This is a genomic window from Actinomycetospora sp. NBRC 106378 (assembly GCF_030269685.1).
GTDB lineage: Bacteria > Actinomycetota > Actinomycetes > Mycobacteriales > Pseudonocardiaceae > Actinomycetospora.
This window is the reverse complement of the sequence record NZ_BSTT01000017.1, coordinates 1-24529: the sequence shown is the minus strand read 5'-3', so window position 1 is coordinate 24529 and position 24529 is coordinate 1. Positions and strand designations below refer to the sequence as shown.

General features: G+C 74.1%; 24 protein-coding genes. 16 read left to right on the top strand and 8 right to left on the bottom strand.

Features of this window, described 5'->3' with window-relative positions; translation table 11 throughout:
* Positions 1-128 precede the first annotated feature (128 nt).
* The 7 genes from QSK00_RS26305 (at position 129) to QSK00_RS26275 (ending at position 7385) form a co-directional block, all read left to right on the top strand.
* Positions 129-686, top strand: a complete 558-nt coding sequence (locus tag QSK00_RS26305) for a type 1 glutamine amidotransferase domain-containing protein (RefSeq protein ID WP_285595754.1) — start codon at positions 129-131, stop codon at positions 684-686.
* Positions 687-724: 38 nt separating this feature from the next.
* The gene (locus QSK00_RS26300; protein WP_285595752.1) at positions 725-1873 is read left to right on the top strand and encodes a glutathione-independent formaldehyde dehydrogenase; all 1149 of its coding nucleotides are present in this window, start codon (positions 725-727) and stop codon (positions 1871-1873) included.
* 11 nt (positions 1874-1884) lie between these two features.
* Entirely contained in the window at positions 1885-2322 is a 438-nt protein-coding gene (locus tag QSK00_RS26295) for a hypothetical protein (RefSeq protein ID WP_285595750.1), read from the top strand.
* Positions 2319-3488 carry a zinc-dependent alcohol dehydrogenase gene (locus QSK00_RS26290; protein ID WP_285595748.1) on the top strand — a complete coding sequence of 390 codons (1170 nt, stop codon included), beginning with the start codon at positions 2319-2321 and terminating at the stop codon, positions 3486-3488. Before QSK00_RS26295 ends, QSK00_RS26290 begins: the two co-directional genes overlap by 4 nt.
* A gap of 240 nt (positions 3489-3728) precedes the next feature.
* Positions 3729-3995: a GlsB/YeaQ/YmgE family stress response membrane protein gene (locus QSK00_RS26285; RefSeq protein WP_285595746.1), complete on the top strand. Its 267-nt coding sequence runs from the start codon at positions 3729-3731 to the stop codon at positions 3993-3995.
* Positions 3992-6124: an amylo-alpha-1,6-glucosidase gene (locus QSK00_RS26280; RefSeq protein ID WP_285595744.1), complete on the top strand. Its 2133-nt coding sequence runs from the start codon at positions 3992-3994 to the stop codon at positions 6122-6124. Before QSK00_RS26285 ends, QSK00_RS26280 begins: the two co-directional genes overlap by 4 nt.
* Before the next feature lie 31 nt (positions 6125-6155).
* The gene (locus tag QSK00_RS26275) at positions 6156-7385 is read left to right on the top strand and encodes a S1C family serine protease (RefSeq protein WP_285595742.1); all 1230 of its coding nucleotides are present in this window, start codon (positions 6156-6158) and stop codon (positions 7383-7385) included.
* A 51-nt stretch (positions 7386-7436) separates the two neighbouring features.
* Here QSK00_RS26275 and QSK00_RS26270 read toward each other — a convergent pair whose 3' ends face one another.
* From QSK00_RS26270 to QSK00_RS26260, 3 genes are all read right to left on the bottom strand, one after another.
* Complete coding sequence (locus QSK00_RS26270) at positions 7437-8618, bottom strand: glycosyltransferase family 4 protein (protein WP_285595739.1); 1182 nt, start codon at positions 8616-8618, stop codon at positions 7437-7439.
* 104 nt (positions 8619-8722) lie between these two features.
* Positions 8723-10189, bottom strand: a complete 1467-nt coding sequence (locus QSK00_RS26265; protein WP_285595737.1) for a PucR family transcriptional regulator — start codon at positions 10187-10189, stop codon at positions 8723-8725.
* A gap of 48 nt (positions 10190-10237) precedes the next feature.
* Positions 10238-10903, bottom strand: a complete 666-nt coding sequence (locus tag QSK00_RS26260; RefSeq protein ID WP_285595735.1) for an ANTAR domain-containing protein — start codon at positions 10901-10903, stop codon at positions 10238-10240.
* A gap of 328 nt (positions 10904-11231) precedes the next feature.
* Between QSK00_RS26260 and QSK00_RS26255 the strand changes: the two genes are divergently transcribed.
* Genes QSK00_RS26255 through QSK00_RS26245 form a run of 3 tightly spaced genes read left to right on the top strand, consistent with a single transcriptional unit; the run spans position 11232 to position 13685 of the window.
* Positions 11232-12155: an SRPBCC family protein gene (locus tag QSK00_RS26255; protein ID WP_285595733.1), complete on the top strand. Its 924-nt coding sequence runs from the start codon at positions 11232-11234 to the stop codon at positions 12153-12155.
* 17 nt (positions 12156-12172) lie between these two features.
* Positions 12173-13342: a zinc-dependent alcohol dehydrogenase gene (locus QSK00_RS26250; protein ID WP_285595731.1), complete on the top strand. Its 1170-nt coding sequence runs from the start codon at positions 12173-12175 to the stop codon at positions 13340-13342.
* Positions 13343-13352: 10 nt separating this feature from the next.
* Entirely contained in the window at positions 13353-13685 is a 333-nt protein-coding gene (locus QSK00_RS26245) for a hypothetical protein (protein WP_285595729.1), read from the top strand.
* A 12-nt stretch (positions 13686-13697) separates the two neighbouring features.
* On the opposite strand, the gene QSK00_RS26240 is transcribed toward QSK00_RS26245, so the two are convergent.
* Together QSK00_RS26240 and QSK00_RS26235 are read right to left on the bottom strand one after the other, a co-directional pair.
* Positions 13698-14909, bottom strand: a complete 1212-nt coding sequence (locus QSK00_RS26240) for a hypothetical protein (RefSeq protein ID WP_285595727.1) — start codon at positions 14907-14909, stop codon at positions 13698-13700.
* A gap of 167 nt (positions 14910-15076) precedes the next feature.
* On the bottom strand, positions 15077-16447 hold the full coding sequence (locus QSK00_RS26235; protein ID WP_285595725.1) for a PucR family transcriptional regulator: 1371 nt from the start codon (positions 16445-16447) through the stop codon (positions 15077-15079).
* Between the two features lie 236 nt (positions 16448-16683).
* Here QSK00_RS26235 and QSK00_RS26230 point away from each other — a divergent pair, with 236 nt between their 5' ends.
* Together QSK00_RS26230 and QSK00_RS26225 are read left to right on the top strand one after the other, a co-directional pair.
* On the top strand, positions 16684-17640 hold the full coding sequence (locus QSK00_RS26230; RefSeq protein WP_285595723.1) for a helix-turn-helix transcriptional regulator: 957 nt from the start codon (positions 16684-16686) through the stop codon (positions 17638-17640).
* 192 nt (positions 17641-17832) lie between these two features.
* On the top strand, positions 17833-18315 hold the full coding sequence (locus QSK00_RS26225) for a YflT domain-containing protein (protein ID WP_285595721.1): 483 nt from the start codon (positions 17833-17835) through the stop codon (positions 18313-18315).
* A gap of 172 nt (positions 18316-18487) precedes the next feature.
* On the opposite strand, the gene QSK00_RS26220 is transcribed toward QSK00_RS26225, so the two are convergent.
* Both QSK00_RS26220 and QSK00_RS26215 read right to left on the bottom strand, forming a co-directional pair.
* Complete coding sequence (locus tag QSK00_RS26220; protein WP_285595719.1) at positions 18488-18832, bottom strand: STAS domain-containing protein; 345 nt, start codon at positions 18830-18832, stop codon at positions 18488-18490.
* Between the two features lie 126 nt (positions 18833-18958).
* Positions 18959-19933, bottom strand: coding sequence for an AraC family transcriptional regulator (locus QSK00_RS26215; RefSeq protein WP_285595718.1), 975 nt, complete (start codon positions 19931-19933; stop codon positions 18959-18961).
* Between the two features lie 128 nt (positions 19934-20061).
* Between QSK00_RS26215 and QSK00_RS26210 the strand changes: the two genes are divergently transcribed.
* The 4 genes from QSK00_RS26210 (at position 20062) to QSK00_RS26195 (ending at position 23177) form a co-directional block, all read left to right on the top strand.
* The gene (locus QSK00_RS26210; protein WP_285595716.1) at positions 20062-21378 is read left to right on the top strand and encodes a sensor domain-containing phosphodiesterase; all 1317 of its coding nucleotides are present in this window, start codon (positions 20062-20064) and stop codon (positions 21376-21378) included.
* A 131-nt stretch (positions 21379-21509) separates the two neighbouring features.
* Complete coding sequence (locus QSK00_RS26205; RefSeq protein ID WP_285595714.1) at positions 21510-21866, top strand: hypothetical protein; 357 nt, start codon at positions 21510-21512, stop codon at positions 21864-21866.
* 10 nt (positions 21867-21876) lie between these two features.
* Positions 21877-22545, top strand: a complete 669-nt coding sequence (locus tag QSK00_RS26200; protein WP_285595713.1) for a DedA family protein — start codon at positions 21877-21879, stop codon at positions 22543-22545.
* 44 nt (positions 22546-22589) lie between these two features.
* Positions 22590-23177, top strand: coding sequence for a hypothetical protein (locus QSK00_RS26195; protein WP_285595711.1), 588 nt, complete (start codon positions 22590-22592; stop codon positions 23175-23177).
* Between the two features lie 12 nt (positions 23178-23189).
* Here QSK00_RS26195 and QSK00_RS26190 read toward each other — a convergent pair whose 3' ends face one another.
* Positions 23190-24164, bottom strand: coding sequence for an undecaprenyl-diphosphate phosphatase (locus tag QSK00_RS26190; protein WP_285595709.1), 975 nt, complete (start codon positions 24162-24164; stop codon positions 23190-23192).
* Positions 24165-24529: the final 365 nt, after the last annotated feature.

Here is a 24529-nt window from a genome sequence, read left to right as displayed (position 1 = left end):
CGGCGGGCCGAAATCGGGCCGGTTCCGTCCGCCCGGGCGGACGGAACCGGCCCCGCGCCGTCTGCGGCGCCCTCGCGCTGCCCAACCTCGGCTCGGACGATCCCTGCTCGCCACCAGGAGGAGAATTCATGGCAGCCGAGTTGCGCGGCCTCACGGTCGCGATCCTCGCCACCGACGGCGTCGAGCGCGTGGAGCTCGAGGCACCCCGGGGGGCGCTCTACGGCGCGGGCGCCCGGACCGAACTGTTGTCGATCCACGAGGGCGAGATCGCGGCCCGCCAGTTCGACCTCGACCCGGCCGGGTCCTTCCCGGTCGACCGCCAGGTCTCCGACGCGTCGGTGGACGACTACGACGCGCTGCTGCTCCCCGGCGGCACGATGAACCCCGACCAGCTCCGGACGAACTCCGACGCGGTCTCGTTCGTCCGCTCGTTCGTCGAGAGTGGCAAACCGATCGCCTCGATCTGCCACGGCCCGTGGACGCTCGCCGAGGCCGACTGCGTGCGCGGGAGGCGGCTGACGTCCTGGCCGAGCATCCGCACCGACCTGCGCAACGCCGGCGCCGAGGTCGTCGACGAGGAGGTCTGCGTCGACGGCCAGTTCACCACCAGCCGCGGCCCGCAGGACATGGCCGCGTTCTGCGCCGCCGTCGTCGAGCAGTTCGCCCGCACGCCCGCGGGCGCCTGAGCAGCCCCGCCCTTCCCGCCCCAACGAGAGGACACGCCATGAAGGCAGTCGTCTATCACGGTCCCCGTCAGGTCAGCGTCGACGACGTCCCGGACGCCCGGATCGAGCAGCCCACCGACGTCCTGGTCCGCATCACCTCGACGAACATCTGCGGCTCCGACCTGCACATGTACGAGGGCCGCACGGACTTCGAACCGGGCCGCATCTTCGGCCACGAGAACCTCGGCGAGATCGTCGAGGTCGGGGACGCCGTCGACAAGATCCAGGTCGGGGACATGGTCTCCGCCCCGTTCAACGTCAGCTGCGGGCACTGCCAGAACTGCGAGCACGGCCTGACCAACTACTGCCTGCGGGCCAACGAGCCCGGGATCGCCGGTGCCGCCTACGGGTTCGCGGACATGGGCCCGTGGCCGGGCGGGCAGGCGGAGTACCTGCGCGTCGCGTGGGGCGACTTCCAGTGCCTGCGCCTGCCCGAGGACGCCCGGGACAAGCAGGACGACTACGTCATGCTCTCCGACATCTTCCCCACCGGGTGGCACGCGGTGGAGATGTCCGGCCTGAAGCCGGGCGAGACCATCGTCATCTACGGCGGCGGACCCGTCGGCCAGATGGCCGCGCTCTCGGCCGTCACGCGCGGCGCGGCCCAGGTGATGGTCGTCGACCGGCACCCCGACCGGCTGCGGCTGGCCGAGGAGATCGGTGCGATCCCGATCGACGATTCGAAGGGCTCGCCCGTCGACCAGGTCATGGAGCTGACGAAGGGCCGCGGGGCGGACCGCGGGTGCGAGTGCGTGGGCTACCAGGCGCACGACCCGCAGGGGAACGAGGACAACGCCGACACGCTGAACAAGCTCGTCGCCTCGGTGCGCTTCACCGGCGGCATCGGCACCGTGGGGGTGTTCGTCCCGCAGGACCCGGGCGGCCCCGACGAGCTGTCCCAGCAGGGCAAGGCCCGCTTCGACTTCGGCAACTTCTGGTTCCGGGGCCAGAAGATGGGCACCGGCCAGTGTCCGGTGAAGCGCTACAACCGCGACCTGCGCGCCCTCATCGCCGCCGACAAGGTCACGCCGTCCTGGATCGTCTCGCACGACCTGTCGCTCGACGAGGCGCCGGAGGCCTACAAGCACTTCGACGCCCGTGAGGACGGCTGGACGAAGGTCGTGCTCCACCCCGGTCAGGGCGCTTGATGAGCCGGGCGGTGGCCAGTCCGGGGGCCTGGGCCGACCGGGCGATCGACACGGTCCTCGGGCTGGTCGGGCGCGTCGAGCAGACGCCCCGGGAGGAGGTCGCGGGCGCGGGCCGGTGGTTGGTGGTCACGGTCTACCGGCACCCGGACGAAGTCCGGACCGCGGTGGACGGGTCGGGCCCCCTGAGCCGGATGCGGAACGAGATCGAGGTGACCGTCCGCGCGGCCCCCGGTGACAAGGGCGCCGAGCTGGCAGCTCGTCCGACGGCTCCCGACGGCGGGTCGGTCGACCTGCGGCGCGCGGTCCGGGCGGCGTTGCGGGAGACGAAGTCGATCATCGAGTGCGGTGAGGTGGTCGAGCCGTCCCGGCCCGGGTCGAGCCACCCCGGACCGGCCGGGCAGGTGCCGCGTGCGGTGACCAACCGCGCGTGGGGAGAGGGGCGACTGTGAAGGCCCTGTGCTGGGAGGGCGTCAACAAGCTCGCCGTGGAGCGCGTCCCGGATCCCCGGATCCAGAACGCCCACGACGTAATCGTGAAGGTCCGGTACACCACGTCGTGCGGGTCGGACCTGCACCTGCTCGACGGGTACATCCCGGCCATGGAGGCCGGCGACGTGATCGGCCACGAGTTCATGGGCGAGGTCGTCGAGGTCGGGCCCGAGGTCGCGAAGCACCAGGTCGGGGACCGGGTGGTGGTGGTGTCGTTCATCGGCTGCGGCAGCTGCTGGTACTGCGACCACGACCTGTGGTCGCTGTGCGACAACACCAACACCAACCCCGGGATCACCCAGGCGCTGTGGGGTCAGGACCCCGGCGGGATCTACGGCTACTCGCACGCCATGGGCGGCTTCATGGGCAGCCACGCCGAGTACGTGCGGGTCCCGTTCGCCGACCACGGGGCGTTCGGAGTCCCCGAGGAGATCGACGACCTGACCGCGCTGTTCGCCTCCGACGGTCTGCCGACCGGCTGGATGGGCGCGGACCTCGGCGGCGTCGGGCCGGGCGACACGGTCGCGGTGTGGGGCGCCGGGGGCGTCGGCCAGATGGCCGCCCGGGCGGCCATGCTGCTCGGTGCCGAGCAGGTGCACGTCATCGACCGGCTGCCCGAGCGCCTCGCGATGGTGGAGACACACATCGGGGCGGCCACGATCGACTACAGCGCCACCGACGTGGGCGCCGAGCTCCGGGAACGCACCGGCGGTCGGGGTCCCGACGTGTGCATCGAGGCCGTCGGCCAGGAGGCCCACACCTACGGTCCCGAGTACATCTACGACAAGGTCAAGCAGCAGCTGCGTCTGGAGAACGACCGGCCGCCCGCCATCCGGGAGGCGGTCATGGCCTGCCGCAAGGGCGGGTCGGTGTTCGCCCTCGGGGTGTACGCCGGGCTGGTCGACAAGTTCCCGCTCGGGGCACTAATGAACAAGGGACTCACTCTGCGGGGTGCCCAGCAGCACGGGCAGCGCTACGTCCCGATGCTGCTGGAGCGCCTCTCCCGCGGCGAGATCTCGACGAGCCACCTGGCGACCCACGTCCTGTCGTTGGACGAGGGCCCCCGTGGCTACGACCTGTTCAAGAACAAGGAGGACGGCTGCGTGCGCGCGGTCTTCCGCCCCTGAACGACGGTCGTGTCCACGCGGGGCCCCCGCACGTCACCGTGCGGGGGCCCCGTGGTGGGGCCGACCGCCGGCCTCGCACGCCGGGACCAGAGCGGGCGCGGGTTCTCGGCCCGCCGTGACCGCGACGGTCCGGACGTCCGCGGCACATCGTGGACGCCTCCGACGGGACGCCCGGGCCGGGACCCACCCTCCTCGGCGCTCGCAGGAGAACCGAACCGAGAACGTGTTGAGGGAGTGGTCATGGGCATTCTGGGATGGATCGTGCTGGGACTCGTGGTGGGCGCACTGGCGAAGCTGGTCATGCCCGGGGACGACCCTGGTGGCGTGATCGTGACGACCCTGATCGGGATCGTCGGCGCCCTGCTCGGAGGGTTCCTCGGCCGGGCGCTGTTCGGCACCGGTCTGGGCGACTTCTTCGATCTCCGGACCTGGGTCCTGGCCCTCATCGGGTCGTTGATCCTGCTCGGGATCTACCGCCTGGTGACGCGACGGCGCGCGGGAACGTGACGACGTCCGGCGGCGGCGGGGTCTCCGACGAGGCCCCGCCGCGGGTCGACGTCGACGGCGGCACGACGACGCTGGTCGCGGGCACGTCGTTCTCGTTGTCCGCGGTCGGCGGGGACATCACCCCGGGCGGGGTGCAGGGGCTCTTCGTCGACGACACCCGGGTGGTGTCGGCCTGGCGACTGCGGATCGACGGGGCGCCCGTCGACCCGCTCGCCCTCCGCGACGACGAGCGGTTCCGGGCGACCTTCGTCGGGCGGACACCGCCCCGCACGGGGCGGGCGGACGCCACCCTCCTGGTCGAGCGCACCCGCAGCGTCGGTGACGGGATGGTGGAGGAGGTGACCATCCGCAACCTGGCGGCGGAGGCGGCCGGCCTGACCGTGGAGCTCGAGGTGGAGGCCGACTTCGCCGACCTGTTCGAGGTCAAGGAGAGCCGGGTCGACTCCCGGCCGCGGATCGTGACCGAGGACGACGGGCTCGGGGTGACCTTCGTGCTCGCGTCCTCCCCGCACCGGTCCCGGATGCGCGTGGTGGGCGACGGTGACCCGCACGCGAGCAGCGGGACGTTCCGGCACACGGTCGTCGTCCCGGGCCGGTCGTCGTGGCGGACCCGCTGGACCGTCACCGTCGCGCTGGGGCCGCACGACACCCTGCCCGCGCCCGACGAGGCGAGCCCGGAGGGGGACGCCGCCCGGCGGATGGAACGGTGGCGGCTGTCGGCGCCCGTGGCCGAGACCCCGCACTCCTGGCTCGAGACCACCCTGGACACGAGCACCGAGGACCTCGGCGCGCTCCAGATCGCCGACCCGGCCCACCCCGGCCGCCGCGTCGTGGCGGCGGGCGCCCCGTGGTTCATGGCGCTCTTCGGCCGGGACTCGTTGCTCACCAGCCTCATGGCGCTCCCGGTGGACCAGGAGCTGGCCCTGGGCACGCTGCGCATGCTCGCCGACCTGCAGGGGACGCGGGTCGACCCGATCACCGAGGAGGAGCCCGGCCGCATCGTCCACGAGGTGCGCTGCGGGCGGGAGGGCAGCGTCGGCCGGGTGGGCTCCTCCGCCTACTACGGCACGGTCGACGCCACGCCGCTGTTCGTGGTGCTGCTGGGGGAGCTGCACCGGTGGGGCCTGGCGCACGCGGACCTCCGCGAGCTGCTGCCCGCCGCGGACCGGGCGATGGCCTGGGTCCGGGAGTACGGCGACCGCGACGGCGACGGGTTCGTGGAGTACCGGCGGGCCTCCGACCGGGGCCTGGTCAACCAGGGCTGGAAGGACTCCTTCGACGGGATCACCGCGGCGGACGGCCGGATCGCGGAGCCGCCGATCGCCCTGGCCGAGGTGCAGGGCTACGTGTACGCGGCGCACTGCGCCCGCGCCGAACTCGCCGAGGCGGTGGACGACCCGGCGACCGCGGCCGACCACCGCCGGTGCGCGGCGGAGCTCCGCGAGCGGTTCGACGAGGCCTTCTGGCTGCCCGACCGCGGGTGGTACGCGACGGCACTGGACGGCGGGAAGCGCCCGGTGGACGCGCTGACCAGCAACATCGGGCACTGCCTCTGGTCGGGCATCGTGCCGCCGGAGCGGGCCGGGGAGGTGGCCCGGCACCTCGTCGGCGAGACGATGTGGACCGGGTTCGGCGTCCGCACGCTCGCCGCCGACATGGGCGCCTACAACCCCATGGGCTACCACAGCGGCTCCGTGTGGCCGCACGACAACGCGCTCGTGGCCGCCGGGCTCATGCGCTACGGGTTCGTCGCCGAGGCGCAGCAGGTGGCGCTCGGCATCCTCGACGCCGCCCGCGCGTTCGGCGGCCGCCTGCCGGAACTGTTCTGCGGCTTCGACCGGGACGAGTTCCCGGCGCCCGTGCCCTACCCGACGTCGTGCTCCCCGCAGGCGTGGGCGGCCGCGACCCCGGTCTCGCTGCTGCGGACCCTGCTGCGGTTCCACCCCGACGTGCCCCGCGGCCGGCTGGGGTTCGCGCCGGCCCTGCCGGAGGCGATGCTGCCGTTCCGCGCCGGTCGCCTGCCGCTGGCGGGCGCGCGGCTGGAGCTCGGGGTCGACGCGGACGGGTGGGACGTGCACGGCCTGCCGCCCCACCTGGCGCCGTGCCCGGCGCCGCCCACCCGCACCTGAGCGCCTCGGCGCCCGGTCCGAAGGAGGACCCATGACCGACCAGCATGCCGACGTCGAGGCCGGACGACGCGGCGGACCCGACCCGCGCCCGGGGGGTCGGCGCGGCGGACGGCGTGGTCGCCCGCAGGTGCTCGTCCCCGCGGTGGCGGCGCTGCTCGTCGCGAGCGGGACGGTCGGCTGCGGGGCCGCGAGCTCCGGTGACTCCGGCCCGAGGAGCTCGGTGGTCTCCGGGACCTCCGGCCCGGCGTCGTCCCCGAGCGCCTCGGCGGCACCGGCCGGGTCGGTCGAGGCGGTCGCCCAGGAGGTGCTGCCGAGCGTCGTGCAGCTGCGGGGCGCATCCGGCGAGGGCTCCGGCATCGTCATGTCCGCCGACGGGCTCATCCTCACCAACGCCCACGTGCTCGAGGCCGGCCGGGCCCGGACCCCGGCGCCGGACGGATCCGGGGGCGGGCAGCCCGGGGCGGCGCCGCAGTTGCAGGCGGTCCTCCAGGACGGACGGCGCGCCCCGGTGCAGGTCGTCGGCACCGATGCGACCGCGGACCTCGCGGTGGTGCGCGCGACCGGACTGTCCGGCCTCGCGCCGATCGCCCTCGGCGACTCCGACCGTCTCCGGGTCGGCCAGGGCGTGGTCGCCGTCGGCTCCCCGCTCGGGCTGTCCGGCACGGTGACCTCGGGCATCGTGTCCGCGCTGCACCGGCCGGTCGCGACCGGAGGCGCGCAGAGCGGCCAGGCCACCGTCATCGACGCCGTCCAGACCGACGCCGCGATCAACCCCGGCAACTCCGGGGGAGCGCTGGTCGACATGGACGGCCGCATCGTCGGCGTCACCTCGGCGATCGCGACGTTGGGTTCCTCGTCCGGCGGTGCGGGCGGCGGGCAGCAGTCCGGCTCGATCGGCCTCGGATTCGCGATCCCGATCGACCAGGCCCGGCGGATCGGTGACCAGCTCGCCCGGCAGGGCTTCGCCACCCAGGCGGTCCTCGGGGTCGGCGTACGGTCCGACCAGGGGCAGTCCACCTCGGGGGACGGGGCCACCATCGGCTCCGTCACCCCCGGCGGTCCGGCGGCGAACGCCGGGCTGAAGCCGGGCGACGTGGTCACGAGGGTCGACGACCGCATCGTCGACGACGGCGACTCGCTCGTCGCCGCGGTGCGGGCGGAGGACCCGGGCGCACCGGTGACGCTCACCGTGGCGTCGCCCGGCGCCCCGCCCCGCCAGGTCCCGGTGACCCTCGGCTCCGAGCGGGCCCCGTCCAGCTAGGGCCCACCCGGGTCGGGCGGACGGCGTGCCCGTCCGGGCGCGCCGCACCGCTCAGGAGGCGGGCCGTGCCGCCTCCCGGGCGACCGCGGCGGTCCGGCGGTACACCCGCTCGTAGTTCGCGGCCAGCTTCGCGTCGGAGAACCGCCCCTCGACGACCGCCCGGCACTCGCGGGGGTCGATCTCGTGGGCGCGCAGCATCGCCCCGGGCAGTTCCACGGGCCGGTCACACACCCAGCCGGTGCGTCCGTGGTCGACCACCTCCGGCACCGCGCCGCGGCGCAGGGCGACCACGGGGGTCCCGCACGCCATGGCCTCGATCATCACCATCCCGAACGGCTCCTCCCAGTCGATCGGGAACAGCAGGCAGCGCGCGCCGGCGAGGAGGTCGAGCTTGCGCCGGCCGCCGACCTCTCCGACCCACTCCACGTCCCCGCCGAGGAGCGGCTCCACGGCGTGCTCGAAGTACGCCACCTCGGCGTCCTCGCGGCACTTGGCCGCCATCACCAGCGGGATGCCGGCGGCCCGGGCGGCGTCGATGGCCGCCACCGGGCCCTTGTCCGGGCTCATGCGACCGAGGAAGAGGGCGTACTCGTCCTTCTCCGCGCGGAACGGGAACCGGTCGGGACGCACCCCGTTGGGCACCGTCGCCGCCCACCGCGCCGTCGGCAGGTCCCCGCGTTGGGCGTCCGAGAGCGCGACGAGGGCCGCGCCGACGGACAGGGCCCGGTAGTAGGTCCCCAGGGCGCCCTGGACCGGTCCGTGCGCGGTGACCACCGTGGGGAGCCCGTGCGACGCCGCGACCAGCGGGCCGGCGAGCGTGTTGTCGTGGACCACGTCGACCCCGAGGTCGGCCAGCAGCTCGGGGAGCTGCGCCGCGTGCACCACCTCGGGGAGAGCCTGGCCCATGAGCCGGGGATCGGCGACGGGCCCGGTCGGACGGAACGCCGCGGTGGTCCCGTGCTCCCCCGGGGCCAGGAGCGTGACCGCGACACCACGCCGGACGAGGGCGTCCACGAGGTCGCTGCACATGGCCTCCACACCCCCGTAGGCGTCGGGCGGGAGCTCCAGCCAGGGCGGGGCGACGACGGCGACCCGCAGCGGGTCGGTGCCACGCCGCGGGTCGGCGGGCCCGTGGGCCTCGGCGCCCGGCCGGCGACGGGCGGCCCCGGTGCTCCGTCGCGGTGCCGTGTCGATCCGCGTCCCTGTCCATGCGGTCCCCGTCCACCTGGTCACCCGTGTCTCCTCGCCGTCGTCCGCACTGTCCCCGCCCACGCTGCCGGGGCGCGGACGCGGGGACATCGGCTCCGCAGATCAGTCCGGCGCGGTCGGCGTGGTGCTCACGGGGCGGGGAACGAACCCGTGTCGGGGAGGACGGCCGGCTCGGCGACGACGGCGGCGCGGACGGCGACGTGCAGGTTCAGTCGGGTGTCGGTGTGCGCGAGGTCGTGGCCGGACAGCTCGCGGATGCGCTGGAGGCGGTAGCGCAGCGTCGAGCGGTGGATGTGCAGGGCGGCCGCGGTGGCGTCGTAGTTCCCGCCGTGGTCGAGGTAGACCCCGAGGGTGTGGACCAGGTCGGCCTGGCGCTCGGCGTCGTAGGCGAGCAGGGTGCCGATCCAGTCCTCGACGAACGCGCCCGCCTCCCGCCGGCCCTCGGGGGTGGCGAGGAGCCGGTAGAGCCCGAGGTCCTCGAAGGCGAGCAGCCCGCGAGGGTCGACCTGCCGCGAGCGCACCGTGAGGGCCTGCATGGCCTCGCGGTAGGAGCGGGGGAGGTGCTCGGGCCGGTCGACGAAGCCGCCGACCCCGATCGCGGGGGCGTCCTGCAGCACGTGGGTGAAGGCGTCGTGGACGACCTGCCAGGCCGGTCCGGAGCGGGGTTCGGCCGAGCCACCGCGCCCGGTGGGCGCGGCCGCGCTCGTCCGACCCGACCACGGCATGGTCGCCGCGCCGCTCTCGGCGAGCCACGCCGCGGGGGGCCGGCACACCAGGATCGCGGTCTGTCCGCGCAGGGTGCCGAGGAACGCCATGTCCAGGATGCGCGCGGCGTGCTCCATCAGGTCCCCGACGGCCTCGCCCTCCGGCCAGCGACCGTGCCGGGGGCGGAGAGCCAGGACGCGGTGGGGTCCGGTCAGGTCGTGGTCGAGGGCCGACGCCCGTCCGATCCGGCGCTCGACCTCGGCCTCGAGGTCGTCCGGCTCGCACTCGAGCAGCACCGTCTCCACGAGGTCGTGCCGGAGCCGCAGTTCGGTCCGGGCCAGGTTGCGGCGGTGCAGCAGGTGCAGGGTCAGGGCGCCCGTGGCCAGGCTGACCGCGTGCAGGGCCCCGGCCCGCGGGCTCCCCGGTCTCGCGTCGCTCTCCGGGTCCTTCCGGTCCGCCGGCTCGAGCGTGGCGTCCGGGTCGTGGACGACGATCAGGCCGAGCACGGCGCCGCGGGTGGCGGCGATGCTGACCAGCCGGTCGCGGACCCGCAGCGGGCCCGACACGCGCCGCGACGCGTCGACGAGGTGGTCGCGCTGGACGGGGGTCAGCCGGGGGTACGTGGCGGTCCCGTCGGCCCGGGCGAGGACCCGCCCGAACGGGTCCTCGACGGCGACGTCGAGACCGAGGTGGTCGTGCAGCACCGCGGCGATGCCCTGCTCGGGACGCTCCGTGACGAGCGCCCGGCTCAGCTGCTCCTGGAAGCGGAACTCGCGGGCGAGAGCGGCCTCCACCTCGGCCCGGGTCTGCCGGCCGCTCGACGCCATTCGGTCGTCCGAGGTCGGATCGTCGCCGATCGCATCGACCCCGCCACGCTGCGTGTCCTGCATTTCGACACGGAACCCGAACGGACCCCTGCGGTCAAGGTGCGGGGTGGCTCAGGGTGTGCGTCGCGCGGCGACCCAGGACGCGATGTCGTGCAGCTTGATGTTGGTGTGCTGCGAGGCCTGGCGCAGGCGCTCGAACGCATCGTCGGCGTCGATGTCGTGCTGCGCCATCAGGATGCCCTTGGCCTGGCCGATGACGTCACGTCGTTCGACCGCCCGCTCCAGGTTCTCCACCCGGTGGGCTCCGGCGAGCGCGATCGAGGCGTAGAGCGCGAAGATGCGCGCCTCACGGCAGATCCGGTCGCGCAGCGCGGGATCGGCCAGCGCGTGGCCGGTGACGTGCAGGTTGAGGGCTCCCACCGGCCACCGCCCGCTGAACGGCACGGACAGGCTGGCCCGGACGCCGTGCCGGACGGCCTCCTGCACGAACTGGGGCCACCGGGTCTCGGTCGCCGCGTCGGCGAGGACCACGGTGCCGGCCCGCGCGACCGCCTCGAAGCACGGCCCCTCCGCGGCCCGGATCGCGGCCCGGTCGACGGCGGCCGCCGTGTCGGTCGTGGACGCGGCGCAGGCGAGGCCGTCGGGGCCCCGCACGGTGACCCCGGCGTCCTGGACGCCGGGGACCACCGCGGCCGCGCCCTCCGCCACGCACGTCAGGACGTCGGCGACGTGGTCGCAGCCGGCGATGCCGCGGGCCGACCGGACGAGCGCGGTCACAAGCGTGTCCGCCGCCTCCTCCTCGTCCCCGATCGGTCGTGCCGTACGGATGGTGTCCCTGATTCCCCTGGTCACCTGTCTCCTCCGGTGGTTCGGGCCCTGTCCGGTCACGATGACCCGGGCCGGACCGGCCGGGCACCGGCCTGCCCGGCCGAAAGCCCCCCACCGTGGTTCCCCTGGTCGGACGGGCCGTGGGTCCGCCTCGACCCGGCGGACCGCATCCGGACCGGGCCCGTCGTCCTCGCCGGACGGAATCCGCGCCCGTCGCCCGGGGTGTCGCGACGAACGGCTACCACCTCCTCGCAACGCACGACGAGAGGAGGACGGCATGACGACGACCGGAACGGGCTCGAGCCGATCGAACGGGACGGCGGGCCTGGTGGCGGGACTGGGTGTGTTCAGCCTGGCCCTCGGCGCCGCGGAGGTCGCCAGCCCGGGGGTGGTCGCCCGCCTGGCGGGGGTCCGCGATCCCGGCCCGACGGGCCGCGCGACGACGATGCTCTACGGCGTCCGGGAGCTGGTGCACGGGGCCGGCATCCTCGGCGGGCGGAGGAAGGCCACCTGGGTGCGGACCCGGATCGCGGGCGACGTGCTCGACATCGCCACGGTGGTGGCCGGTGCGGCCCGGAGCGGGGCCTCGCCGACCCGGCTCGGACTGACCCTGGCCGCGCTCGCCGGGGTGACCGCCACGGACGTCGCGGCGGCCCGCCGACTGTCGCAGGAGTCCGACGACGGCGAGTGCCGCGCGACCGCCGCGATCACCGTGAACCGGTCGCGCGGCGAGGCGTACCGCCACTGGCGGAACCTGGAGCACCTCCCGGAGTTCATGGCGCACCTGCGCACGGTGCGGGTGGACCCGTCGGGCCGTTCCCACTGGGAGGCCTCGGGGCCGGCCGGGACGACGGTCCGCTGGGACGCCGAGATGACGACGGACCGTGAGGACGAGGAGATCTCGTGGCGCTCGGTCGCCGGCGCCGACGTGGAGAACGCGGGCACGGTGCGGTTCCGCGACGCCGCGGGCGGCCGGGGCACCGAGATCGTCGTCGACCTGCGGTACCGCCCGCCCGGCGGGAGCACGGGGGCCGCCGTGGCGACGCTGCTGGGGGAGGAGCCGAACCAGCAGCTGCGCGACGACCTGCGCCGCTTCAAGCAGGTCCTGGAGATCGGTGAGGTCGTCCGCTCGGGGGGCAGCCCGTCCGGTCAGTCCACCCGTCAGCAGCTCGCCCAGCGCCCGGCCCAGCCGGTCGCCTGAGGCGGAAGGAGACTGTCATGCGAGCCAACTGCTGGACCGGGAAGCGGTCGGTGGAGGTCCGGGACGTCCCCGACCCCACGATCCTCAACCGGCGCGACGCCATCGTGAAGATCACCTCGACCGCGATCTGCGGTTCCGATCTGCACCTCTACAACGGGTTCATCCCGACGATGCGCGAGGGCGACGTCCTCGGGCACGAGTTCATGGGGGAGGTCGTCGAGACCGGCCCGGGGGTGGACGACCTGTCGGTCGGGGATCGCGTGGTGGTGCCCTTCCCGATCGCCTGCGGCGTGTGCGGGGCCTGCGAACGCGGCCTCACCGCCCTGTGCGAGAACTCCAACCCCAACGCGGGCATCGCCGAGAAGCTGATGGGCCACTCGCCGGCAGCGCTCTTCGGCTACTCCCACATGCTGGGCGGCTACCCCGGTGGCCAGGCGGAGTACGCCCGGGTGCCGTTCGCCGACTTCGGGGCGCTCAAGGTCGAGTCGGAGCTCCCCGACGAGAAGGTCCTCTTCCTCTCGGACATCTTCCCGACCGGGTACATGGGCGCCGACATGGCCGAGGTCGGCCCCGGCGACGTCGTCGCGGTCTGGGGCTGCGGCCCGGTCGGCCAGTTCGCGATCGCGAGCTGCTTCCTGCGGGGTGCCGAGCGGGTGATCGCGATCGACCGGATCGACTACCGGCTCCGGATGGCGGCCGAGACCGGGGCCGAGACCCTGGACTACGAGCAGGTCTCCGTGCCGGAGGCGCTCGTGGAGATGACCGGGGGACGCGGGCCGGACAAATGCATCGACGCGGTGGGGATGGAGGCCCACCACGCCCACGGCGCGGTCCACGCCTACGACCGCACCAAGCAGGCGTTGGGGCTCGAGACCGAACGTCCGCACGTGCTCCGCGAGGCCATCGCGAGCTGTGCCAACGGCGGCATCGTCTCCGTCATCGGGGTCTACGGCGGCGTGACCGACAAGTTCCCCATGGGGTCGTTCATGAACCGGTACCTGACCATGCGCGCCGGTCAGTGCCACGTGCACCGCTACATGCCGACACTGCTCGAACACATCCGCAACGGGGACATCGACCCCTCGTTCGTCATCACCCACCGCCTGCCGCTCGGGCAGGCGCCGGAGGGCTACCGCACGTTCCTCGAGAAGGCCGACGGCTGCGAGAAGGTCGTCCTGACGCCCTGAGGGGACATCCATGTCGGACGAATCAGCGACCCTCGAGGTCCGGATCGGACCGGTCCTCGTCGACGTCCCACGCTCGATCGGCTACTTCGGCGGCGTCGGCGTCGCCCTGGCGCTGGGACTGATCGACCCGCCCCTGGGCGCGTTCATCGCAGCGGCCCCGTTCCTCGTGATGCTCACGCACCGCTCGCTCCCGGTGCCGATCCGGTTCGTCGGTGAGGCCCTCGAGGGCGCGGCCAAGCCGATCGGGGGCGACGACGACGGTTACGTGAAGCTGCGGGACGAGCAGCGCGACCGGGAGCGCGACCGGGCGCTCGCCGCCGCGACGCAGCGCGGCGGCGCCTGACCCCGGCCGCGGTCAGGACGACGACGGGGACCGGTCCTTCCGGTCCCCGTCGTCGTTCCCGTCGTCCCCGTTGCCCCCGCCGTCCTGGTCCTCGGTGACCTCGTCGCGGCGCTGACGCTCGCGGTAGCCGTAGGCGGCGCGGCGCACGGCCTCCTCGCTGTCGAGCCCGGAACCGAGGGCGCCGGCCACCGTGGCGAGCCCGGTGGCCAGCCAGGACAGCAGGAGGTGGTCACTCCACGTCGGGGGCCGTCCCAGGTACTGGGCGAACACGGACGGCTCGAGGAAGAACACCGAAGCGACCAGGGTGAGCACGTACACCGCGGCGGTCATGACGAGCACGCCGATCGACAGGGTCAGCACCGTCGAGACGTTGAAGAGCCAGACCTCCTCGCGGTCCTCGTCGTCGTCGGCGCGCTCCCAGAGGTGGTGGGCACCGATGATCCACGCCACCATCAGCGCCACCGCGACCACCATGGTCAGGGTGAGCTTGGGGGCGCCGAGGCGGGTCGCGAGCAACCACATGGTCGTGTTGATCGTCAGGTACGCGCTCGTGCCGATGACGGCGGCCAGGGCCGTGCGCATCCCCAGCACGAGTTTCCACGGCTCGTTGGTGCGCACCATCCCGAGCAGCAGGCGGAGCCGGCCGAAGCCGCGGCTCGCCACGTACCGCCGGGTGTGCCGGCCCTCGTCGGCCTCGACGGCGCGGATCCGCCCCAGACGCCGGCCGAGCGCCCGCCCGAGACGGCCCGGGTGGTGCTCCTCCTGATCGAGACCCGCGTCGGCCACCCCGGCCAGGTCGGCGACCAGGCGGACGACGGCGTTGCGCACCTTCTCGTGCTGCCGGAAGGCCCCGAACCCGGGCAGGGACAGCCCGGCGACGCTGCGGTCGTGGTCGATGTCGGCCAGGACCGGCCGGCTGCCGTGCTGGATCGGCAGGTCGGTGAGGTAGACCCCCATGTCCCAGCCGGCCTCCGCGGCCTGGTCGGCCACCACGTCGAGGACCTCCTCGGGGTCCTGGACCGACGCGGTGACCGGGTGGGTCATGGTCCGCACGTCCCAGACCACCTCGCCGTCGACGTAGTCGTTGAGCAGGGGCGAGAGCTGGTCGGCCAGCTTCGTCGCGACCTCGGTCGGGGTGTCGGGGTCGGCCAGCAGGCCGATGACCGTGGTGTCGCGATCCGCCGCCTCCATCGTGGCGGTGCCGTGACGTCCGTGCTCGGACATCGTTCCTCCTCGTCAGACGGGCCCGCGCGTCCGTCCGGACCCGGGCAGGGGACAGCGCGCCCCCGGGTACGCCCACCCTCGCCGGGTGGCCGCTGCGCCCGCGTCGACCCGACGTGGCGGAACCGACCGTCCGTGCCCGACCCGGTGGCGCGAAGTCCGGACGGGCGTCACCCCGCGGGCAGGACGGGCGGCTCGGCGACGACGGCGGCGCGCACCGCGACGTGCAGGTTGAGGCGGGTGTCGACGTCCGTGAGGTCGTGCCCCGAGAGCTCCCGGATGCGTCCCAGCCGGTAGCGCAACGTGGAGCGGTGGATGTGCAGCGCGGCGGCGGTGGCGTCGTAGTTGCCGCCCTGGTCGAGGTAGACGCCCAGGGTCTGCACCAGACCGGCGTGCCGTTCCGCGTCGTAGGCGATCAGGCTGCCCAGCCAGTCGTCGACGAACGCGCGGGCCTCCCGGCGGCTCTCGGGCGTCGCGAGGAGCCGGTAGATCCCGAGCTCCTCGAACGCGATCAGGCCCCCGACGTCCCCGTGGCGGGTGCACACCGTCAGGGCCTGCATCGCCTCGCGGTAGGAACGGGAGAGGTGCTCGGGCCGTGCGACGAAGCCACCGATCCCGATCGCGGGGGCGCCCCCCAGCACGTCGTTGAACGTCTCGTGGACGATCCGCCACGCCTGTTCGGCGCGCGTGAGGCGGTCGCGACCGTCCCCACCGCTGCCGACACGGTCCGACCACGGGGCGGTCGCGGACCCGTCGGCGTCCAGCCACGCGGCCGGGGGCCCGCACACGAGGACGGCGGTCTGCCCCTGCCGGGTCCCCAGGAAGGACATGTCGAGACGGCGCGCGGCGAGCTCCATGAGGTCGCCCACCGTCCCGCCGTCCGGCCAGCGTCCGCCGCGGGGTCGGACGGCCAGCACGCGGTGGGGGCCGGTGAGGTCGTGGCCGCAGGCCGACGACCGACCGACCCGCCGATCGACCTCCGCCTCCAGGTCGTCGGGGTGGCACTCGAGCAGCACCGTCTCCACGAGGTCGTGGCGCAGCCGCAGTTCGGTCCGGGCCAGGGATCGGCGGTGGAGCAGATGCAGGGTGAGTGCGCTGGTGGTCAGGCCGATCGCGTGCACGGCCCCGTCCCAGGGGCTCACGAGGTGGGCGTCGCGGTCCGGGGCCGACCCGTCGGGGGGCGCGAGCGTGCCCGCTGGGTCGTGGACGACGAGCAGGCCGTGGAGGGTGCCGGGGGAGGCGGCCACCCCGACCAGCCGGTCTCCCACCCGGACCGGCCCCGACCCGCGCCGGGCCGCGTCGAGAAGACGGTCACGCTGCGTACGGGTCGACCGCTCGGGCGGGCCGTCGCCACCCGCCCGGACCAGGACGCGCCCGAAGGCGTCCTCCACGGTCACGGCCAGGCCGAGGTGCTCGTGGAGGACCTCGGCAAGTCCCTGCTCCGGGAGATCGGTGACGAGGGCCTGGCCGAGCCCCGCCTGGAAGCGGTGGTCGCGGGCGAGGACCGCCTCGATCTCGGTCGGGGGTCGTCGGGGGTTCACGGCCTGCGCTCCCCCAGAGGCTCCATCGCGGTCCACCGGATTGCACCCATGACGTTGCGTGGTCCTCACGAGGCAAACGGTGTCGCGTGACGGCCGTGGGTGGCAGCACCCTCAGCGAAGCCGGTACTGGACCGCGGGCCACGGAACGAACACACTGTCCGGTGGACGGTCACGCTGACCAGTCACGCTCCGACCGCCCCTCACCCGACGGCCCAGGCCGGATGGGAGATCGTGACGTGACACGACCTGACGAGCTCGTCGTCTTCGAAAGTGATCAGCTGGGTGCCACCGAGGAGTTCCTCAGCACCCACTACGCCCCGATGCGGATCGGGTCGGGCAACCGCGACCGCTCCCCGGCCCGGATCTCCCGCGTCACCGGCGGTGGGGTCAGCGTCGACCGTCTCGAGCTCGGCTTCACCATGAGCTATGACGCCGCACCGCTGGGCACCATCTGCCTGTGCGACATCGAGGCGGGCAGCGTCGACGACCACCAGGTCGACGGCGACCGGTCCGCCGAGTCGTACGGACCGGGGGAGGTGTTCTCGTTCGCCCCGCCGGACCGTCCCTACCGGGGGCGGATCAACCACGCGCGCTACGGCATCACGATGCTCGACCCCGCCCTGCTCGGGCAGGTCGCCGCGCCCCTCGACGACCATGGGCCGGTGCGTCTGCTCGACCACCACCCGGTCACGCCGGCCGCCGCGGCCCGGCTGCGTCGGGTCATCGACCACCTCGACGACGTGCTGGGTGATCCCGGCGCGCCGTTGGCCGTCGCGGCGGCCGCCCAGTACCTGGCTGCCACCGTGCTGCACACCTTCCCCAACACGGCCCTGGCCGCGCCCACGGCCACCGACCGCCACGACGCCCACCCCGACACCGTCCGTCGCGCCGTGGCGTTCATCGAGACCGACCCGGCCCGCGAGATGACCCTGGCCGAGATGGCTGCCGCCGCGCACGTCACCCCGCGCGCCCTGCAGTACGCCTTCGCCCGTCATCTGCAGACGACCCCGATGGCCTACCTGCGCCGGGTCCGCCTGGACGCCGCCCACCACGACCTGCAGGCCGCCGACCCCCGCGACGGGGACACCGTCACCACCATCGCCGCCCGCTGGGGATTCGCCCATCCCGGCCGCTTCGCCGTCGCCTACCGGGACGCGTACGGGCGGTCGCCCAGCCACACCCTGCACGGCTGAGAGCGGGGGGTTCGACCCGCCGGGTCGAGCCGGGGCCGGAGGTCTGCCGCCGTGAAGTCGATGCGGCCCCGCAGCCCCGGGTGTGACCGTGGCGGTGCACCCGGGCCCGTCGGCCGTGGCGCGGCTGCGGCCGCCGGGCCGCCCACGGACAGGAATCGAGGACGTCCGACGATGAGCGAACAGTCTCCCCGCGTGACGGCACCACCGGCGCGGTCCCGCGTCCCCAGCGCGCCGTCGCGCCGGTCCATCGCCGGCTTCCCGAACTACGCCGAGGCCGAGCGAGCCGTCGACGCCCTGTCCGACCGGGGCTTCCCGGTCGAGCGGGTCGCGATCGTCGGACGTGAGCTCGAACTGGTCGAGCAGGTCACCGGCCGCCTGGACTACCCGCGGGCGGCGCTGCGCGGCGCGGCCGGCGGGGCCGTCACCGGCGCGCTGATCGGATGGTTGTTCGGGCTGCTGAGCTGGATCGTCCCGCTGATCGGTCTCCTGCTGCTCACCGTGTACGGGCTGGTCTTCGGTGCGGTCGTTGGCGCGATCCTCGGGCTGGTGGTCCACGCCTTGCAGGGAGGACGGCGGGACTTCTCCTCCGCCACGGTCATGCGCCCGCGGACCTACGAGCTGATGGTCGACGAGGACGTGGCCGACGATGCGGTCCGCACGCTCGGCTGGAGCTGAGAGAGGGTCGCGGGACGGGGTCGGACCGGGGCGCCCGGGGGAGGGCGAACGTCCGGACCCCGTCCCGCGTCAACCGTCCGTCGCCGGGGGGAGGCGGTCGGACGGCCGATCGGGACCGGTCACGCGGACCGGGCGGGGGAGGCGGTGACGGCGCGCCCCCGGGGACGCCGCGTCACAGGGCCGCGGCGAGCGTCGGGTAGATCTCGTAGAGGGCCTCGTCGTCGAGGAGGGCCCGGGTGGTCGCGCGCCGGCAGGCGCGGACGACGCGGAGGTCGACGTCGGCGTCACCCGCCTCGCGGGCCACGTCGCGGAGGACGCCGGCGGCACCGGGCTCGACGTGGCGGACGGCCGTGAGGTCGACGACGATCGGAGCGGTCGAGCGCGCCAGCAGGGCCCGGCTCTCCCGCCGCACCTCCGCCGCTGCCGCCGCGTCCACGACGGGCCGGGCCCGGAGCACTCGCGTCGACCCCACGGCGGACGGGCACGCGGGGTCGATCAGGTCGTCGTCGTGCGTCATCGAACGCGTTCGCTCACTCTCGCGCCGTCGGGGCCGGGTCGGTACCGACAGATTCGCGCAGCGGGCGGCCCACGGTCGATCCGCCGACGGCAACACCCGACCGTCCGGCGCCGGACGGTTCCGGGCTCAGCCGCGGCGGAGGGTCGCGGCCGGCGGACGGCCGTACGTCTCGCGATAGGTCTGGGAGAACCGGCTCAGATGGTTGAAGCCCCAGCGGTGCGCGACCGTGGCCACCGTCGTCGTCGTCGGGTCCGCGGCGCGCAGCTCGAGGTGCGCCCGCTCGAGCCGGACGTGGCGCAGGAAGGCCATCGGGGTGGTGTCGAGGTGGCGCCGGAAACCGTCGTGCAGGGTGCGGGTGGACGCGCCGGCCAGGCGGGCGAGGCCGGCGGGGGTGAACGGCTGGGCGGGGTCGTGCCGGATGGCCTCCACCGCACGCCGCACCGGGATCTGGCTCCAGCACCTCGTCGGCTGCTCCAGGGCGTCCCGCCAGCGGTGCCCGGCGGTGTGGACGAAGCCGGTGACCACGGCGTCGTGCAGGGGGGCGGCGATCATCGGGTGGCTCAGCACGCTCGGCGTCGTGCGGGACTCCTCGCACAGCAGCCGCACCAGGCGGTCCCAGCGCCGACCGGGCGCGCTGCGCAGGTCGATGCGGGGGTCGAGCACCGGGTCGAGCGGCACGGGATGACCGAGCTGCTCCTCCAGCGCCTCGTTGACCGCGCGCCGGTCGATGCGGACCGCGTAGGAGCCGTAGTCGTCGCTGGTGCTCATGGCCACGGGGCCGACCGGGTGGTACACCGCGCCGTAGCCCGGCGTGACGTCCACGGCCCGCCGGCGGTGGCGGGCGTGCATCGTGCCCGAGGCGGAGTAGTTGACGTAGTAGCAGTCCTCCAGGTCGGCCGTGCCGATCTCGAGGGCGGAGTTGATGTGTGCGACCCCGACCGCCAGGGAGCCGAGGACGACGCCGTCGAAGCGGAAGTCGTAGTCCGACGTGCGGTCGACGAGGTCCATCGACGTCGTGAAGAAGTCCTGCCCCACGGCGGCCTTCGCGCCGTCGAGGTCGCGTTCGCGGAACGAGAAGACGGTCGCGGGCCCCAGTGACACGCCACGAGGATAGCCGTCGAACGATCGGGGTGGCCGGGATCCGGCGTCAGGTCGGGAGTGCTCGGCTCCGCGCGACCCCGGCCGCACGCTCGACCGACGCTGGGTGGCCAACTCGTTCGTTCGGTGTCATGGTCTGGAGCCGGGTGTCGGGCCGCAACCGGCCCGACACCGCGAACCGGGGGGTTTGGGTGTTCGACGAGATCGGGGTGGAGCTCGACGCGGTGATCGCCGCGGAGGCGGTGTATCCGGTGTTCCAGCCGGTCGTGAGCCTGCACGATCGGGCCGTCGTCGCCTACGAGGCCCTCGCACGCGGCCCGCGGGGAGACCTGCACGCGCCCGACCGGCTCTTCGGCGCGGCGCGGGAGCGGGGACGGCTCGCGGACCTCGACGCCCTGTGTCAACGCCGTGCGCTCGAGGTCGCCGTCGAGGCGCAGCTCCGTCGTCCGATGAGCCTGTTCGTCAACGTCGAGCCGGCGGGGATGACCGGGCAGGGGCCGCTGCCCGAACTGCTCGTGGCCCCGCGGGTGCATCGCCTGAACGTCGTCGTCGAGGTCACCGAGCGGGCGCTGCTCGCCGACCCGGGCGGACTGCTGTCGTTCGCCGGGACGCTGCGCGGCGCCGGGGTGGGGCTGGCGCTCGACGACGTCGGGGCGGAGCCGGCGTCGTTGGCGCTGCTGCCGTTCCTGCGTCCGGACGTCGTCAAGCTGGACCTGGCCGTGCTGCACCGGCACTCCGGCCCGGACCTGGCCCGGATCATGACCGCGGTGACGGCCTTCGCCGAGGAGTCCGGGGCGATCGTGCTCGCGGAGGGCATCGAGACCGAGGTGCACGAACACGTCGCCGGTTCCCTGGGCGCGACCCACGGCCAGGGGTGGCGGTTCGGGTGCCCGGGCCCGATCGAGGACGTCCCGCCCCCCGACCCGGGCCGGCAGGTCTTCCCGCCGCCACGGCTGCCGAGGACGAGGCCCCGCCCCGACAGCCCGTTCGCGATCGGCGCCCGGCACCGCGACCCGCTCCCCGGGACCGCGGGCCTGCTGCGGGAGGTGAGCCGCCTGCTCGAGGAGCACGCCGCGGTGACGGACGGTCCGAGCGTGGTCCTCGCCGCTTTCCAGGAGCGGCGTCACGTCACCGCCGCCGTGGCACACCGGTACGCCGAGCTCGCCGAACGGACGACGCTCGTCGTCGCCCTGGGCGCGGACATCGGCCCGGAACCCGTCCCCGGGGTGCGCGGGGCCGACCTGGCCCCGGACGACCCGCTGCGCGACGAGTGGAGCGTCGTCGTCCTCGGCCCGCACTTCGCCGGGGCCCTCGTCGCGCAGGACCTGCACACCCGGGGGCCCGACGGGGACCGCCTCTTCGACTACGTCCTGACCTACGACCGCCGCGTCGTCACCGTCATGGCGCAGGCGCTGATGGCCCGGGCCGTCGCCCGCCCCGAGGGCTGACCGCCCCCACGGGTCCGTGCACCGTCACGTCGAGCCTGCGTCTCGAGCGTGCCGGACGCGCCGCGATGTCAGCGGGACGAGAACGGGCACTCTCACCGATCGCACACCATCCGTGCACCACCGTCGCGGCCATGAACGGCACGGTCCTCGGAGCACTCCTGCTGCATCTGCTCGGCGTCGGCTTCCTCGCGGTCGCCGTCGCGTCGTGGCTCGGACGGCGGACCCCCGGTGCCCGGTGTCGGCCCGGGGCCGTCGTGAACGCCCTCGTCGGCGGGCTCGCCATCGGCGACGCCACGGTCGCCGTCGTCGGCGAACCCGCGCGGATCGCGTACTGGGCGGCCGGCGCCGTGCTCGTCCTGTTCGCTGTCGCTGCCGTGGTGCTGCATCACCGGACCGCCCGGCGTCCGATGCGCGTCGCCCCCACCGATGGCGCCCCGGCTCCTCGGTCCGACGCCGCGTACATCCCGCTCACATCCGGGCCGACCTAGCGTCCGCGCGGTGGCCTCCTCCATCGGCTCGTCCCTCGTCGCGCTCGGTCCCTCCTGGTTGGACCCGCCGACGCTCATCGCCGATCTGGGGCCCTGGGCGCTGCTCGGGGTGGCCCTGATCCTCTTCGCGGAGTGCGGGCTGCTGATCGGGTTCTTCCTGCCGGGTGACTCGCTGCTGTTCATCTCCGGGCTCGCCGCCACCACGGGGTTGATCGAGACCCCGCTGTGGCTGGTCTGCGTCGTGTTGGTGGTCGCGGCCTTCGCGGGCAACGTCGTGGGCTACGGCATCGGCTACCAGGCGGGCCCGGCGATCTTCGACAAGCCGAACTCGACGCTGTTCAAGCGCGAGAACGTCGAGCGCACGCAGAAGTTCTTCGACAAGTACGGCAACCGGGCCATCGTCCTGGGCCGCTTCGTGCCGATCGTGCGCACCTTCAGCACCGTCATGGCCGGGGTCGGGCGCATGGACGCCAAGCGCTTCTTCACCTTCTCCGCCCTCGGCGCGATCCTCTGGGCGGCCGGGGTGACCCTGCTCGGCGCCGTGCTCGGCCAGTTCACGTTCGTCAAGGACAACATCGAGCTGATGCTCATCCTCGTCGTCGTGATCTCCCTGGTCCCGATCGCGATCGAGGCGATCCAGGCCCGCCGGGAGAAGAAGCTCGGCGCCGAGGACGGCTGAGCGCTCTCATCACGACCACATCGCGGGTCGCCCAGAGTCGTGGGATGACCGCCTCCGGCGCCGGCCTTCCCGTCAACGCCAGGATCGTGGTCGTCGCCGACGGCGTGTCGTTCGTGGCGGTCGACGGCGTGGGGATCGGGAGCCTCCTCGGCGCGAACGGACGGGGGACCGGACGTACCAGGGTCGTGGTGCCGGCCTGGGCCGCCGACGCGCGACGGAGCGCGCAGGTGGTGCGCGACCTGGCGTCGTGGGGCACGGGGCCGCTCGTGATGTGCGGGGAGAACCACGCCGCTGCCCGTCGGGTGGACGCCCTCGGTGTCGGTACCTCCCTGCTGGGCGACCTGGGTCAGGCGTCGGCTGTCGCCGCAGCGGACGTGGTCGTCGACCCCACCGGTGGCCGGTCCGGCTGGCCGGCGGTCCTCACGGGCCGCCGGGTCATCTGCTATCGAGTGCCGCGGTCGGCGGAGGCCGTGGCAGCGGCCCTCCACGACGCCGGGGTCGCCGTCTGGGCGAGGACCCGGACCGACCTCGGCCTGGCCCTCGCCGAGGCCGTCGACCCCGTGGCGGTCGTGACCTCGTCTCCCCGCCTCGATCCGGTGGCTGCGATCGAGGCGGTGGCGGGCGTGGTGTGACCTCCGACGGGGTCAGCGCACGCCGAACCAGACCAGACAGCCGATCCCGACGGCGATGCAGTAGACGCCGAACGGCCGCAGCGAGCGATGTTCGAAGTAGCGGGTGAGAAAGCGGACCGACAGGTAGGCGCCGACGAAGGAGAGCAGGCTGCCCACGAGGATCTGAGGGCGGACGCCGTCACCGAGGGGGCCGGCGAGGTCGCCGAGCTTGAGCACGCCGGCGGCGAGGATCACCGGGGTCGAGAGCAGGAACGAGAAGCGGGCGGCGTCCTCGTGGGACAGACCGCGCATCAGCCCGGTCGCCATCGTCACCCCGGAGCGGCTGATGCCGGGGCAGAGCGCGGCGATCTGGGCGGCCCCGATCCCGACGGCGCGCAGCACGGACATGCGCGCGAGCCGGGTGTCCGCGGCGACCCCGTCCCCGGCCGGTGCGCTCCCCGTGCCCGGGTCGACGCGAAGCGCGACGGTGCGTGCCGCCGGGTCGCCGTCGGTGCCGGCGGCCGGCGTGCGCACCGGAGCCAGGGCCGACGCACGTCGGCGGAGCGCCTCCGCCCCGAGCAGGACGAGACCGTTGAGCACGAGGAAGAGCGCGGTGGGGACCGGGCGGGAGAGATAGACCCGGAAGGTGTGCTCGAGCAGCAGCCCGGCGAGCCCGACCGGGATGGTCCCCAGCACGAGGAGCCAGGCGAGGCGCTGCTCCGAGCTCACGACCTCGCGTCGCACCACACTCGTGACCAGCCCGCGCACGATGCGCACCCAGTCGCGGCGGAAGAAGACCAGCAGGGCCAGGGCGGTGGCGACGTGCAGGCCGACGATGAAGGCCAGGTAGGGCGACTCCGGGGCGGACACGTCGAGGTCCTGCGCCCAGCTCCCGCCGACCACGGCGGGGAGCAGGATGCTGTGGCCCAGGCTCGAGACGGGGAAGAGCTCGGCGACGCCCTGCAGCGCTCCGATCACGATCGCCTCGAGCCAGCTCAACTGGTGCACGGCGGGGGCTCCTGAACGCGAGGGCGCGGGCGGACCAGGACGGTCCGCCCGCGCGACGGGACGACGACCGGATCGTCGTCAGCGCTCGTGAGAGGGCGATGAGAGCGGTACTCGGCTCGGGGCTGCCAGGAGGTGGTCCAGGGCGGCCGGGTCGGGGGTGCCGGCACGGAGGGCCTCGAGGACCGTGTCGATCGATCTCGAAGAACTCCCGGACACCGGACCGTGATGCAGCGCTAGTTGTCGTGACCCGAGACGTTGTGTGCGGCGGCGTGTCGGGTTGATCGAGGAGGGCCTCCGAGGCGAGGTGGGTGTGTCTGACGCATCCAGCTCGACCACCGGAGGCCCTCGGTGTCGCACCGTAATGC